Origin of the sequence: Cupriavidus basilensis (genome assembly GCF_029335485.1) — a bacterium.
In the GTDB taxonomy this organism is placed as follows: Bacteria; Pseudomonadota; Gammaproteobacteria; order Burkholderiales; family Burkholderiaceae; genus Cupriavidus; species Cupriavidus basilensis_E.
Map to the genome: position 1 here is coordinate 1 of NZ_JARJLM010000037.1, position 14,580 is coordinate 14,580.

Annotated in this window: 15 protein-coding genes; all 15 read left to right on the forward strand. The window is 67.5% G+C overall.

What is annotated here, in order from left to right; translation table 11 throughout:
- Positions 1-1,114, forward strand: a 1,114-nt coding sequence (locus P3W85_RS02490) for a CaiB/BaiF CoA transferase family protein (RefSeq protein ID WP_276263606.1), incomplete at its 5' end; no start/stop codon positions are given.
- 216 nt (positions 1,115-1,330) lie between these two features.
- Positions 1,331-1,975, forward strand: coding sequence for a hypothetical protein (locus P3W85_RS02495; RefSeq protein WP_276263607.1), 645 nt, complete (start codon positions 1,331-1,333; stop codon positions 1,973-1,975).
- Between the two features lie 375 nt (positions 1,976-2,350).
- Entirely contained in the window at positions 2,351-2,785 is a 435-nt protein-coding gene (locus tag P3W85_RS02500) for a universal stress protein (RefSeq protein ID WP_035812351.1), read from the forward strand.
- A 491-nt stretch (positions 2,786-3,276) separates the two neighbouring features.
- On the forward strand, positions 3,277-4,029 hold the full coding sequence (locus P3W85_RS02505; protein WP_276263608.1) for an IclR family transcriptional regulator: 753 nt from the start codon (positions 3,277-3,279) through the stop codon (positions 4,027-4,029).
- Between the two features lie 420 nt (positions 4,030-4,449).
- On the forward strand, positions 4,450-5,436 hold the full coding sequence (locus P3W85_RS02510; RefSeq protein WP_276263609.1) for a tripartite tricarboxylate transporter substrate binding protein: 987 nt from the start codon (positions 4,450-4,452) through the stop codon (positions 5,434-5,436).
- A gap of 36 nt (positions 5,437-5,472) precedes the next feature.
- Positions 5,473-5,898, forward strand: a complete 426-nt coding sequence (locus tag P3W85_RS02515; protein ID WP_035812360.1) for a hypothetical protein — start codon at positions 5,473-5,475, stop codon at positions 5,896-5,898.
- Entirely contained in the window at positions 5,895-6,767 is an 873-nt protein-coding gene (locus tag P3W85_RS02520) for an alpha/beta fold hydrolase (RefSeq protein WP_017227392.1), read from the forward strand. The genes P3W85_RS02515 and P3W85_RS02520 overlap by 4 nt, the downstream gene beginning before the upstream one ends.
- Before the next feature lie 86 nt (positions 6,768-6,853).
- The gene (locus tag P3W85_RS02525; protein ID WP_430869477.1) at positions 6,854-8,026 is read left to right on the forward strand and encodes an ABC transporter substrate-binding protein; all 1,173 of its coding nucleotides are present in this window, start codon (positions 6,854-6,856) and stop codon (positions 8,024-8,026) included.
- A gap of 19 nt (positions 8,027-8,045) precedes the next feature.
- Complete coding sequence (locus P3W85_RS02530; protein ID WP_276263610.1) at positions 8,046-8,915, forward strand: branched-chain amino acid ABC transporter permease; 870 nt, start codon at positions 8,046-8,048, stop codon at positions 8,913-8,915.
- A gap of 2 nt (positions 8,916-8,917) precedes the next feature.
- Positions 8,918-9,904 carry a branched-chain amino acid ABC transporter permease gene (locus P3W85_RS02535; protein ID WP_276263611.1) on the forward strand — a complete coding sequence of 329 codons (987 nt, stop codon included), beginning with the start codon at positions 8,918-8,920 and terminating at the stop codon, positions 9,902-9,904.
- Positions 9,901-10,680 (forward strand): ABC transporter ATP-binding protein, encoded by a 780-nt coding sequence (locus P3W85_RS02540; protein ID WP_276263612.1) that lies wholly within the window; start codon positions 9,901-9,903, stop codon positions 10,678-10,680. Before P3W85_RS02535 ends, P3W85_RS02540 begins: the two co-directional genes overlap by 4 nt.
- On the forward strand, positions 10,667-11,380 hold the full coding sequence (locus P3W85_RS02545) for an ABC transporter ATP-binding protein (protein ID WP_276263613.1): 714 nt from the start codon (positions 10,667-10,669) through the stop codon (positions 11,378-11,380). Before P3W85_RS02540 ends, P3W85_RS02545 begins: the two co-directional genes overlap by 14 nt.
- A 69-nt stretch (positions 11,381-11,449) precedes the next feature.
- Positions 11,450-12,928, forward strand: a complete 1,479-nt coding sequence (locus tag P3W85_RS02550) for an aldehyde dehydrogenase (RefSeq protein WP_430869478.1) — start codon at positions 11,450-11,452, stop codon at positions 12,926-12,928.
- A gap of 75 nt (positions 12,929-13,003) precedes the next feature.
- Complete coding sequence (locus P3W85_RS02555) at positions 13,004-13,885, forward strand: NAD(P)-dependent oxidoreductase (RefSeq protein ID WP_276263614.1); 882 nt, start codon at positions 13,004-13,006, stop codon at positions 13,883-13,885.
- A 40-nt stretch (positions 13,886-13,925) separates the two neighbouring features.
- The coding region (locus P3W85_RS02560) for an N-acyl homoserine lactonase family protein (protein WP_276263615.1) at positions 13,926-14,580 on the forward strand (655 nt) is incomplete at its 3' end.

Genomic DNA, 14,580 nt, shown 5'->3' on the forward strand with positions numbered 1-14,580 from the left:
ACGCCCCGGCGTGGGCGACGACACCCGCTCCTGGGGCCCGCCCTGGCTGCCCGACGGCGAAGGCAATGCTTCGCGCGATGCCACCTATTACGCCGGCGCCAATCGCGGCAAGCGCTCGGTCACGCTCGATATCGCCAGCCCCGAAGGGCAGGGCATCGTGCGCGAACTGGCGGCGAAATCGCAAATTGTGCTGGAGAACTACAAGGTCGGCGACCTGAAGCGCTACGGGCTCGACTACGACAGCCTCAAGGCCATCAATCCGTCGCTGGTCTATTGCTCCATCACCGGCTACGGGCAGGAAGGGCCGAGCGCGCACAAGCCCGGCTATGACTTCATCTTCCAGGGCATCGGCGGGCTGATGAGCATCACCGGCGAACGCGACGACCTGCCCGGCGGCGGCCCGCAGAAGGTCGGCGTGGCCGTGGTCGACATGCTCACCGGCATGTACGCCACGGTGGCGGTGCTGGCCGCGCTGCGCCATGCCGAGCGCACCGGCGAAGGCCAGCGCATCGACATGGCGCTGCTCGATGCGGTGGTGGCGGTAGGCGCCACGCCCATCCTTGCGCAGAAGGTCACCGGCAAGACGCCGCAGCGTTTCGGCAATGCGCATGCCAATATGGTGCCATACCACGTGTTTGCCACCGCCGATGGGTACATGATCGTGGCGGCAGGGAACGACGGGCAGTGGCAGGGCTACTGCCGCGGCGTGGAGCGGCCGGACCTGGCGATCGACGAGCGCTTCGCCACCGGCACCGGCCGCATCGTCAACCGCGCCGTGCTGGTGCCGCTGCTGGAAGCCCATATGCGCACGCGTACCACCGCGCACTGGGTGGAAGCGCTGGAGCGCGAAGGCATTCCCTGCGGACCGATCAACGACTACGCCCAGGTGCTGGAGGACCCGCAGGTCAGGTATCGCGAACTGCAGGTCGACATGGTGCGCAGCGATGGCGGTGTCTGTCCCACGGTGAAGAGCCCGCTGCGGCTGTCGGCCACGCCGGTACGTTACGACGCGGCGCCCCCGCGGCTGGGGGAACATACCGAGGCCGTGCTGTCGGGCGTGCTGGGCATGTCGGCAGCGCGGATCGCGGCCCTGCGCGGACAAGGCGTGGTCTGAGGCCGGTTCCGGCGGTACGCGTTGCCCGGGTGCAGCAGCCGGGGCGCGTACCGTCTGTCTGCGCGCGGCAGCGCACAAGATGAAATTTCCCAATCCTGAAGTACTCCGTTTCGCCTAGCATCGTGCCCGGCGTGGACTTGCCTCCACGCATGCAGCCCGCGCCCCCGCGGGAGCCCGGCGGGCGGCTTGGCCCGCCGCCAAAGTCAAGGAGCACGAATGCATCGGAGATCGTTTCTGGCCGCTGGAACCCTGGCCGCGCTGGCTCTTGGTGGCTGTGCCACCACAGCGCTGTACGACGAGATAGAGAAAAAGGAATACGGCGACTACAAGGAGATCATCAGCGAGATCCTGGTATCGCAGGACGGCAAGTCCATTGTCATCCTCGGCGACAAGTACCACTACATATTCGACGCGAATGCGGATCTGGTGCAGGCGATCTCGTCCGATATCCATCCCAGGCTGAAGGCGCGCTTCCGGCGCTTCGACGTCGACCGGGACGGCAATATCGCGGGCAACCTCGACCTGATGCTCGATGGCGCGGCTACGGAGGACGAGCGGAAAAAGGCCGGCGAGTTCGGGTTCAAGGCCGCCACGCGCAGCGAGAACCCGTCTCTCAGCCGTGCCTATCGTCTTGCCGGCAAGCGCTATTCGGCGGCGAAGTTCGCGATGCCGGGACAGGCCAAGCAGCTGAACCAGGCATACGCGATCGAGGTCCGCGAGGAGAAACCCATCGGCGCAAAGGCGGCGCTAGCCTTGCTCACGCCTGTCACCGTCGCCGCGGACGGGGTGATGTACCTGCTTTCCATTCCCCTGCTGCCCTTGGCGGTTGGCGCTGCCGTGGCGTCCTCGGCCCGGCGCTGAGGGCGATGCGTCGGGCATGGGGCGACCCGCTTGCCCCGAGCGAGCGCCCGCCCTGGCCCCGCTCCCACGCATGGGAGCGGGGTGGCAGCAAACTCTGGAGAACCGCAGGGGCATTTGCCGGGTTCTACCCCACACCACCGCCTGGCGCCGCCAGCCGTTGAGCATGAGGGCTACCAACAAAGACGGCGCCGCGCCTGGCCGCTTGTCCACCGGACATGATCCATGTCAAGCCGCGCGCACCCGGTTGCCGGCAAAATCATCTCGAAGTCTTTCATTTCTTCCGGCCTTTCGGGTACCCGGCTGCGCATGGCACCAGCCAACTGCGGGGGCGGGTGCCGCATTGCCCATTCCAACGCTGTCAGTCAAAAAAATCTCATGTTCAAACACATATTGCTCCCCCTGGACGGATCGGAACTCTCGGCAAAGGCGGTTCCGGCGGCCATCGAGTTCGCGCGGACCACCGGCGCGAAGCTGACGCCCTATACCTGCCTCGAGGAATACCCCTTCCTGCAATCCAGCGATGCGGGCCATGAGAAGAAGGCGGTCTTCGAACGCCGCATCGAGGCTGCCGCGCGCGAGGAACTGGCCAAGATCGAATCCGCAGCGGCGCAAGCCGGCGTACCGTGCACGGGCGCCACGTCGATTGCGTCGGCGCCTTACCGGGGCATCATCGAGATGGCGAAGGAGCGCGGCTGCGACGTCGTCTTCATGGCGTCGCACGGGCGGCGCGGCATCAGCGGCCTGCTGCTCGGCAGCGAGACCCAGAAGGTCCTGACGCATAGCGAGATTCCCGTGGTGGTGTTTCGCTGAGCAGGCCGGTGGGAGGGGCGGCAACTGCGGCCGGCTTCAAGCCGGGGCCATGTCGTCAACGCTGCCGTGGATGGCCGCATTGACCGCCCACTCTTGTTCAATCCGACGATCCTGGCGGTACTTGGGATCAAGCGGTGCCGTCGGCGATGACACATCGGCCAGGGCGCCGCTGCCATCCGTCTGGTCCTCCTATGCTTCGTAACGCTAGAATTATGAGGTCTTCCTGGCAGAACTATTGTTCTGCTAAATAACGGTGGCGCGTCAGCGTCATATGGCAGGGCTCCATCCGTCAGTCTCCGCAATGAATATGTCTTGATAGACATTTTTGCGGCGATGCGCCGGCATCAGGTTTCGGCAGCAAGCCCGGCGCATCTCATGCCTGCGGCGCCGGCCCCGTTTGGTAATATGTCGGCCCTGGGTTTGGACTGGGGGCGCGTTGCGCGGCCTGGTTCGCCTTCCTGATTGCTTCGCTCGGATCCGCCTGCCTGCCAATGACAACCCCTGATTCTGCCGAAACGGCCGCAGGTCAAAGCGACGGCGTCGCTGCCGTCGATCGCGCGCTGGCCATCGCCCTGGCGCTGGCGCAAGCCGCTTCGCCCCTCACGCTGTCGGATTTGTCGCGCGCGACGGGCATGTACAAAAGCACCCTGCTGCGCCTGCTTGCTTCGCTCGAGCGCGCCAATCTGGTGACCAAACGGGCCGACCGGCGCTACACGCTGGGGTCGCTGGCCTTCCTGTTCGGCCGCGCATTCGAGACCACCCATGGATTGCGCGAGGCCATCACGCCCATCCTGGCGTGGCTGGTCGAACACGGCACTGAAAGCCCTTCGTTCCACGTACGGCATGGCACCGACAGCCGCTTGTGCCTGTTCCGCCTCGATTCGGGCCATTCCACGCTGGACCGTGTCAGGGCCGGGGATATCCTGCCCATCGGCCGCGGTGCTGCGGGCAAGGTTCTGACCGCCTACGCCGATGGACAGGCGCAAGGGAGCGGCGTGCCGCTGGTCTTCACTTCATTCGGCGAGCGCGATCCGCTATGCGGGGCCATCGCCAGTCCGGTATTCGGCCCTGGCGGCATGCTGCTCGGCGCGCTCTCGCTTTCCGGGCCGCTCGAGCGGTTTTCCGTGCTGGCGGTGGAGCGCATGAGCGCGCTGTTGCTGCAGGCCGCACAAAGGGCGACGCAGGCGCTCGGCGGCGCGTGGCCGGAAGCTGGCCCGGAACACGGCACCGAAGACGCCGCCTGAGCGCGCGCCGCCTCGCGGCCCCGACCCCCTTGGGCACGCGGCGCCAGGCGGATCACCTCGATTGCGGCAACGCCATGCCGATTGAGTAGTGCCGTGCCGGCGTCCGTCCGGCAGGGCCACTTACCTTTGCGCGCCTGTGCGACGCCGGGATGCTGCCTTCCTGCGGCAGGCCCGATTTCTCCCTCCAACACCTCTCGATGCCAAACCGGGCGCATGTGCTCCGTCGGGTGCGCTTGCGCGCCCCGATTTCAGGCACGCACCGCATTGACACCACGTCTTTTATCTTGTTATTCTATCCAGCAGATCATAAGGTCTGCCAGATAGACCAAAAATAGAAAGCAAAGAACAAGAACGATGCCCGTTCAAGCCATGTCGCGCCATCGCGACGCGTGTGGGGGGCATGGCAATGGAGACATGGAGATGGATCTGCATTCCCTATCCGGTGCGAGGCGCACCTGGCTGGCTTGCGCCGGCCTTGCGTTGATGGTTGCCGGTGCGGCGCACGCCGAGGGCTTTCCCGAGAAGCCGGTCAAGTTGGTCGTGCCTTATGCCGCGGGCGGTGCCACGGACATCGTGGCACGCGCGCTGGCTGAGCGCCTGACGCTGGCATGGCACCAGCCCGTCGTGGTGGAGAACCGGCCGGGGGCCGGCACCACCCTCGCCGCCGACATGGTGGCGCGTGCGCCCGCCGACGGCTACACGCTGTACATGACCACGTCGGCACATGCCATCAGCGGCAGCATGTACAAGCGCCTCCAATACGACCCCATCAAGGATTTCACGCCGATCACGCTGGTCACCACCGTGCCGCTGGTGCTCGTCGCCACGCCGTCGCTGCGGGTGGGATCCGTCTCCGGGCTGGTCGAGCAGGCCAGGCAGCGGCCGGGAAAGATCGCCTTCGCCTCGCCCGGCAATGGCACCGCGCAGCATCTGGCCGGCGAACTGTTCAAGGCGATGGAGCAGGTCGACATGATGCACGTGCCCTATAAGGGCGATGCGCCTGCCATCACCGATCTGCTCGCCGGGCAGGTTCAGATCATGTTCGCCACCACGACCGCGGTGCTGCCCCAGATCCGCTCGGGCAAGCTCAAGCCGCTGGCGCTGGCCAACCGGCAGCGACTGGCCGTCCTGCCGGACGTGCCGACCTTCAGGGAGGCCGGTACTGCCGAATTCGAGGCGGCCACCTGGTTCGGCCTGCTGGCGCCGGCAAGGTTGCCTGCACCGCTGCGCCAGCAGATCCATGGCGATGTCGCGCGCATCGTCGCCACGCCCCAGATGAAGCAGAAGCTCGAGGAACTGGGCGGCGAGGTCAACAACAGCACGCCCGAGCAGTTCGACAGGTTCATGCGCGCGGAACAGGGCAAATGGGCCAAGGCGGTCGCGCTGTCCGGCGCACGCATCGACTGAGCCGGCATGACGGCCGGCGACAACAAGGAGGAGAGCATGGATCCCCATTCCGACACGCACTGCGGCGACGCGAGCGAAGCGACGCTGTGCGAACGCTTCGAGCAGGCCTTGCGCGCCGAGGCCGCGGGCGCTGCCAGCCTGGTGCGGCGCGGCCGCACGTTCAGCGCGGACTGGATCGTGCGCATCGGCAGCACGCCGTTCCTGCTGCGCACGCAGGAGGGCCGCCTGCGGGAGGTCCGGCGCGGACTGCCGCTGCTGTGTCCCAGCGCGCTCAGCATCAGCGCTTCGCCCGTCGCCTGGGCGGCGCTATGGGACGCCGTGCCGAGAGCGGGGTGGCACGACATCTTCGCGCTGTCCAAGCGCGGCGAGATGCGCTTCGAGGGAAACATGCAACTCTTCCTGGCACATCTGCAGTACGTCAAGGACGTCCTGTCGCTGCCGCGCATGGGAGGCAGGGCATGAGCGCAATTCCGTTCGAGCCCATCGAGGGCCGCTACCTTGGCGTGGACATCGCCGGCGAAGCCTGCCGGGTCTACATCGAGCAGAGCGGATCCGGCATTCCGCTGTTGTGCCTGCACACGGCGGGCGCCGACTCCCGGCAGTTCCGCCACCTGATGTGCGATGAGGCGGTGACCAGCCGCTACCGCGTGATCGCCTTCGACATGCCCTGGCACGGCAAGTCCTATCCGCCGCACGGCTGGCAGCACGAGGAATACCGGCTGACCACCGATCGCTACCTCCAGACCATCCGTGCGGTATGCGCCGCGCTGCGGCTGGACAAGCCCGTGGTGATGGGCTGTTCGATCGGCGGGCGCATCGTGCTGGAACTGGCGAACCGGCACGGGCCGGAATATCGCGCCCTGATCGGCCTGGAGGCGGCGGACTATCAGGAACCCTGGTACGACACGGCATGGCTGCACCGCGGCGATGTCCATGGCGGCGAGGTGTGCGCCGCGCTGGTGTCCGGACTGGTGGCGCCGCAAAGCCCGGAGGCGCATCGCCACGAAACGCTGTGGCAATACATGCAGGGTGGCCCGGGCGTGTTCCGCGGCGACCTCCATTTCTACCGCGTTGACGCGGACCTGCGCGGCAGGCTGGGGGCCATCGATACCCGGCGCACGCCGCTCTATCTGCTGACAGGGGAGTACGACTTCTCCTGTTCCCCCGAGGACACCCGCCGCACCGCGCGTGCCATACCCGGCGCCACCGTGATCGAGATGGCGGCCCTGGGCCACTTTCCGATGAGCGAGAACCCGGCCCAGTTCCGCCGCTACATCCTGCCTGTGCTGGACGAAATCGCCGGGCTGGCCGAGGGCGCGCGCACGCAGTAGGGGCGATCCCCCGCCATCGCGTGGCCCGGCACCGCGCGCATGCCAATGCCACAAGACGCCGGAATTCCGCAAGGAGGAGACAAAAGATGCAAAACAGACTGTTGGCCGTGGCGGCCGCTTCGCTGCTCGGCGTTGCCGCAATCCATGGCGCGCACGCCCAGGAGACCCTGAAGGTTGGCGCGGTGGTGACGCTGTCCGGTGCGGGCGCGGCCTGGGGCCAGGCATTGTTGTACGGCGCGGAGCTGGCCGCCGACGATGTCAACGCAAAGGGCGGGCTCGACGTCGGTGGCAAGAAGTACCGGGTCAAGGTCATTCCCTATGACGACAAGTACCTGGCGAACGAGGCGGTCACCGCGGTCAACCGCCTGGTCTCGGACGACCAGGTGAAGTACATCATCGGCCCGGTTGGCGCGGCGCCCGCGCTGGCGGTCCAGCCGATCACCGAGCGCAGCAGGGTGATCATGCTGACGCTGGGCTTCTCGCCCAAGATCCTGGGCGCCGACAAGCCCTTTTCCTTCCGCCCGGTGCTGACCACCGAGGAAACCTCGCAGGCGCAGATCAACTGGCTGGTGAAGACGCGCCAGATCAAGAAGGTCGGCGCGCTGTTCCCCAACGACGAGACCGGTCAGCAGATCGCGCGCGACCTCGACAAGGCCTACGCCAGCGCGGGCGCCCAGCTCGCCGGCAAGGAGTACTTCGACCGTCAGCGCGTGGACATGGTGCCGCTGCTGACCCGCATCATCGCCGCCGGCGTCGATGCCATCGAACTGGATGGCAACTCGCCCGCCACGGCGGGGCTGATCGTGCGGCAGGCACGCGAGCTGGGCTTCAAGGGCCTGATCATTCGCAGCGGCGGCCCGGCCACGCCGGAGATCGTCGCGGTGGCCGGCAAAGAGGCCTGCGAGGGCATGCTGGTCAACACGCCGATCGACCCCGCCAACACCGCCGTGAAAGCATTCGCCGAACGTACGCAAGCCAAGTACGGCAAGCGCATGAACGGCTTCAGCCCGAACTTCTATGACGGCACCCACATGCTGTTCCAGGCCATGCAGCAGGCCGGCACCGTCACCGACACGGACAAGGTGCGCACGGCGCTGGCAGGCAGCAAGGACTACGCCGGCATCCTGGGCAGGCTGAACTGGACCGGCAAGGCCGCCTATGGCAGCGACCACCAGATCTCGGCGCCGTTCTATATCGCCGAGGTGAAGAACGGACAGGAAGTCATCCGCGCGCGCTGCACGCCGGCCGCTTGCCAATAGCCGCAGGGCCCGCCATCCCATGACTACGCTTTCCCTTCTCGCGCAGGCGCTGAGCAACGGGGTCATCATCGGCCTGCTGTACCTGCTGATGGCCGTCGGCTTCACGCTGGTGTTCGGTGTCATGCGCGTGGTGAACTTCGCGCATGGCGAGTTCTACATGCTGGGCGCCTTCGCCGCCTACACGCTGGTCGCGTACTGGCAGCTTCCCTTCCTGGCGGCGGTCTGCCTCGCCTTCCTGCTCGCGGTGGGCTTCGGCTGGATCGTCGAGTGGGTGGTGCTCAAGCCCTTCCGCCACGACGAGCTGAACGGCATGATCGCGACCATCGGCCTGGCCATGATCCTGCAGAGCGCCGCGCTGATGGCCTTCGGCCCCGATCCGCAGTTCATGCCCCAGGTGGCAGAGGGCAGCATCACCCTGGGCCTCGTGACCATGGCGATGTCGCGCCTGTACGTAGTGGGCTTCTCGGTGGCGGTGCTGCTGCTGCTCTATGGCTTCCTGGCCTGGACCCGGCTGGGGCGCGCGCTGCGCGCCTCGGTGCAGGACATGGAGATCGCTAGCATCCAGGGCATCCGCGCCTGGCTCATGTATCCACTCGGCTTCGGCATCGGCGCCGGGCTGGCGGCGGTGGCCGGCGCGCTGATGGCGCCGCTGTTCTCGGTGTCGCCGTTCATCGGCGGCACGCCACTGCTGAAGGCCTTCATCGTCGTCATCCTCGGCGGTCTCGGCAGCATCCCGGGCGCCGCGCTCGCCAGCCTGCTGCTGGGCATTGCGGAGAGTTTCGGCAGCACCTTCCTCGGCAGCAGCGCCGCCGACATCCTGATATTCGCGCTGGTCATGGTGGTGCTGGTCTTCCGACCGACCGGCCTGATGGGGCGCGCGGAGACCTGATCATGCAAGACAGAGACATCACACTGCCGGCGCCCGCGTCGTCCGGCCAGGGAGGGCGCGGCATCACGCTGCTGGCCGCGGCGCTGGCCTGCCTCGTGCTGGCGCCCTGGGTTGCACGGCAGGACTTCTACCTGCATCTCGCCGTGCTCGTCTGCATCAATATCGTCATCACCAGCGGATTGTCCGTGCTGATGCGCTGCGGGCAGGTATCGCTGTGCCACGGCGCCTTCGTCGGCCTGGGTGCATACGCTGCCACGCTCGCGACCATGCAGCTGGGGCTGCCCTTTGCCGCGGGCGTGCTGTGCGCGATGTTGCTGACGGCCGCGCTGGCGCTGGTGCTGGGTGCGGTCATGCTGCGCCTGACGGGCGTCTACTTCGTGCTGATCACCTTCGCCTTTGGCGAACTGGTCCGCCTCGGGCTGCTCGAGTGGGAGGGACTCACCGGCGGCGCCAATGGCATCACGGGCGTACCGCCGGCCGAGCTGCTGGGCATGGCGCTGGACACCAAGGCGGCCTTCTATGGGCTGGCGGCGGGCATCGCATTGTTGTCGGTGGCCGGCTTGTGGCGGCTGTTTCGTTCTCCGGCCGGGCACACTATCGACGCCGTCGGCGAGAACGCGGCGCTGGCGGAAGTGAGCGGCCTGAGCGTGCGCAGGACGCAGTTGTTCGCTTTCGTGGTGGCCAGCGCCATGGCTGGCCTGGGAGGCGCGCTGCTGGCGCACTACGTGGGGTACATCTCGCCGGAGTCATTCACTTTCAGCGTGTCGGTCGGCGCCATCATCATGCTCGTGGTCGGCGGCAGGGCCTACATTCTCGGTCCGGTGATCGGGGCACTGGTCATGACACCGCTGCCGGAGTTCTTTCGTGGCGCGGTACAGAGCCAGAACATCTTCTATGGCTGCGCCGTCATCCTGATGCTGCGCTTCATGCCGCAAGGCCTGGCGGGCCTGGCGGCCCGGCGCGGCACCCGCGAGGGAGGCGCGCGATGACGTCCATGCTCCAGGTGGAGGGCCTGTCCAAGACCTTTGGTGGCTTGAAAGCCGTCCAGGATCTCACCTTCCAGGTGGCCGAAGGAGAGACGGTGGGACTGATCGGGCCGAACGGCGCGGGCAAGAGCACCGCGTTCAACCTGATCAGCGGCACGCTGAAACCCAGCGCCGGCACCGTGCTGCTGCACGGCCGCGACATCACGGGCCAGGCGCCGAGCCGCGTGGTCAGGCACGGGCTGGCGCGCACCTTCCAGTCGGCATCGGTCTACCCCGGCGTGTCGGTGGCCGAGAACATCTATCGCGGCGCGGTCTCCAGCCTGCCCGGCAGCATCTGGACGCAAGCCTTGCCGGGCGCGGGCATGCGCGCGGCGCTGCGCCGCGTCGCGCGTGAGGTGGATGCGGTACTGGAACTGACCGGTCTGGGTCCATATCGGCATGCCATGGCAGGCAGCCTGCCGTACGGGCACCAGAAGAAGCTGGGCGTGGCCATCGGCATTGCCACCAGGCCGAAGCTGCTGCTGCTCGACGAGCCTGCGGCCGGCCTGAATCCGGAGGAATGCGCCGAATTCGGACGCTTGCTGGAAGCGCTGCGCGTTGAGCGCGGCCTTGCCTTGCTGCTGGTCGAGCACCACATGGCGCTCGTCATGGGCCTGTGCCACCGCATCGTCGTGCTGGTGCAGGGAAGAAAGATCGCGGATGGCACGCCGCAATGCATCGCCGCGGACCCCGCGGTGGTGCAAGCCTACCTGGGAGCGCCCGACTATGCCCACTCTTGAAGCCGAAGCGATCGCCGTGCAGTACGGGCGGATCGAGGCCGTGCGCAACGCTTCCTTCCGCGTGGCAGAAGGCGAGGTGGTCGCGCTGGTCGGTTCCAACGGTGCCGGCAAGACCACCTCGCTGAAATCGGTGATGGGTATCCAGCCGCTTGCCAGGGGATCGCTCAACTGGGGCGGCGAGGATATTGCCGCGCTGCCTCCGGCGAGCCGCGTGGAACGCGGCATCGCCTTGTCGCCTGAGGGCCGCCGCCTGTTTGCGCGCATGAGCGTGCTGGAGAACCTGCAGGTGGGGGCGCACACCGTGCGCTCCGCCGCCGTCCGGCGGCGCACGCTGGACCAGGTCTACGCCCTGTTCCCGCGTGTCGCCGAGCGCCGTGGGCAGCTGGCCGGTTCGCTCTCCGGCGGCGAGCAGCAGATGGTCGCGATCGGGCGGGCCCTGATGGCACAGCCGAAGCTGTTGATGCTGGACGAACCCTCGCTCGGCATCGCGCCGAAGATCGTCGCCGAGATCGCCGCGGCGATCCAGCGCCTGAACCGCGACGCCGGCATCTCCATCCTGCTGGTGGAGCAGAACGCGCGCCTGGCGCTGAAGCTCTCGCATCGCGCCTATGTGTTCGAGCAGGGGGCCGTCGTGCGTACCGGCACCGGCGAGGCGCTGCTGGCCGACCCCGCCGTGCAGAAGGCCTACCTCGGCATCTGAGTCCTATCGCAAATCCGAAAGCCGGTTATCCAAAAACAGTTGGTTCATTCCATTCCCGAGCAAGCCACCATGTCCTCAGACAACACGCATTCCCCGAAGCCGATGCTGATCGGCGGCGACTGGGTCTCCTGCGAGCAGAACGCGCTGGAGTCCGTCAATCCCGCCGATGGCAGCATCAACTACCGCGTCTCCGCCGCTGGCAGCGAGCATGTCGACGCGGCCGTGGCCGCCGCCCGCAGCGCTGTCGCGGGCAAGGCCTGGCGGCAGATGCTGCCGCACGTGCGGGCACAGGTCCTCAGCCGCATTTCCGACGGCCTCAAGGCAAACGCGGATGAACTCGCGCGCCTGCAGATGATCGAGAACGGCAAGGTCTGGAGCGAATGCAAGGCCCAGGTGGCGAGCGCCGCCGCGACCTACCGCTACTATGCCGCGGTCTGCGAGACGCTTGGCGCAGAAGTCACGCCGTCGCGCGGCGACTATCTGTCGATGAGCACCTACGAACCTTATGGCGTGGTGGCGGCGATCACGCCGTGGAATTCGCCGTTGACGATGGAGGCACAGAAGGTCGCGCCCGCGCTGGCGGCGGGCAATGCCATCGTGCTCAAGCCTTCCGAGGTGACGCCGGGCGCCGCGCTTGCCGTTGGGCGCATCGCGCTGGAAGCGGGGCTGCCGCCCGGTGTGCTCAATGTGTTGCCCGGCACCGGGGCCGATACCGGCAGCGCGCTGATCAGCCATCCCGACGTGCGCATGGTGTCGTTTACCGGCGGTACGGCGACCGGGCGCAGCATCGCCGCGGTCGCGGCGCAGCGGCTGATCCCGGTCGCGCTCGAACTGGGCGGGAAGTCGCCGCACATCATCTTCGACGACGCCAATCTCGCTGCGGCCGTCGACGGCGTGGTCGACGGCATCTTCGAGGGCAGCGGGCAATCCTGCGTGGCGGGCTCGCGCCTGTTCGTGCAGCGCAGCGTGCTGGAACCGGTGCTGGATGCACTGGTGGCGCGGGCCAATGGCTTGCGCGTGGACTTGCCCGATGCAGCCGGTGCGCAGATGGGACCCGTTGCGGGCTTCCGGCACCGCGCCAGGATCGAGTCGCTGGTCGACGCCGCACGGCGGGAAGGCGGGCAGATCCTCGCTGGCGGCGCGCGTCCGGAAGGCGAGCGTTACGCGGCGGGCGCCTTCTACCGGCCCACCGTCATCGCCGGCCTGTCGAATGCCGCCACCGCGGTGCGCGAGGAGATCTTCGGGCCCGTCTTGTGCGTGTTGCCGTTCGACGACGAGGACGACCTGATCGCGCAGGCGAACGACACTGCGTTCGGTCTCGCAGCGGGCGTGTGGACCGCGAACTACCAGCGCGCGTGGCGCGTGGCGCGCGCGCTGGAGGCCGGCGTGGTGTGGATCAACACCTACAAGCAGCTGTCGATCGCCACGCCGTTCGGCGGCTTCAAGGAAAGCGGCATCGGGCGCGAGAAGGGTGTCTCCGGCGTGCGTCTCTACCAGCAGAGCAAAGGCATCTACTGGAGCATGAATCCGGCCAACATGCCGGCGTGAGCGGCAACGCTCGAATTCACGAGGGCGCCGCGCGGAGCATGTGCGGCGCCGGTGGCAATACAAGGAAAATCGGGGATGTCGAAAAAAACAACTATCGGATGCATCGGCGTCGGCGTGATGGGGGAGCCCATCTGCCGGCACATCGCCACCAAGAGCGGCGCACGGGTGCTGGCATTCGACCACGACGCGGCGCCGCTGGGCCGGCTGGCCGCGCACGGTGTGGAGGCGGTGCCGATCGAAGCCCTGGCGGCGCAGGCGGAGATCGTGTTCCTGTCCTTGCCGTCCGGCGAGGTGGTGAGGGAGGTGGTGACCGGAGCGGGCGGGCTGGCCGAGCGCCTGGCGCCCGGCACGACCGTGGTGGACCTGAGCACATCCTCGGTCGACGTGACGCTCGCCACCGCGGCCGCCCTGCAGGCCAGGGGCATCCGCTTCGCCGATGCCCCGGTGATGCGCACGCGGGCGGCCGCGGAGGCCGGTTCCCTGGCCGTGCCGGTGGGTGCCGAGGCGGAGGTCTTCCGGTTGATCGAACCCTATGTTCGCACCTTTGCCACCGATGTCACGCATGCCGGTGGTACCAGCGCGGGGCAGGTCGTGAAGATCCTGAATAATATGGTGTTGTACGAGACCGTGCTGGCGCTCGCGGAAGCCGCCGCGATCGGGCGGCGCGCCGGCGTGGAACCGGCGGTACTGTTTGCCGCGCTGTCGACGGGGTCGGCCGACAGCTTCGCGCTGCGCAACCATGGCATGAAGGCGATCGCACCGCAGCAGTTCCCGGAGAAGGCCTTCCCGGTGACGTACGCCAGGAAGGACATCTCCTATGCGGTGGCGCTCGCCGAGCAGGTCGGCGTGGACGCCAGCGGCGCCCGCAATCTGCTGCAGACCTTGCAGATGGCGATCGACGCCGGGCACGGAGAAAAGTACGCCCCGGCGATCAGCCTGGTGTTCGAGGGAAGGTAGCGGCGCGCAGCCGCCCGCATGGCAGATGAGAGGAGACGATATGGCGAAGGACGGGGAAGGCTTGCCGGAGTACGAGGTCTATGCATTGCGCTTTGCCAGCATGGAGCGCACGACGTCGGAGAACTTCATGTACCGTGACGCGCATGACGAGGCGATGTCGATGGACTTCTTTGTCTGGCTGATCCGCTCGGGCCCGGAGGTGGTGCTGGTGGACACCGGATTCGGCGCGCGCAGCGCGGCGCAACGCCAGCGGGCGCTGGCCCATTGCCCGATCGCCGCGCTGTCCCACCTGGGTGTCGAGGCCGGGCAAGTGCGCGACGTGATTCTGACGCATCTGCACTGGGACCATGCGGGCAATCTGGACAAGCTGCCCAACGCCACCTTCCATATCCAGGACGCCGAGGTCGACTACGCCACCGGCCGCTGCATGTGCGAGCCCTTCCTGCGCCGCGCCTATGCGGTGGAGGACGTATGCGACCTGGTCCGCCGGGTCTACGAGGAGCGCGTGCGTTTCCACCAGGGCGACGCCGTGCTGAAGCCTGGCATCGAGCTGATCCACGTGGGCGGGCACACCAAGGGGCTGCAGGCGGTGCGCGTGCATACCGCGCGCGGCTGGGTGGTGCTGGCTTCCGATGCCGCCCACTACTACGCCAATATGACGCGCCGCAATCCCTTTCCCGTGGTCTGGAACGTGG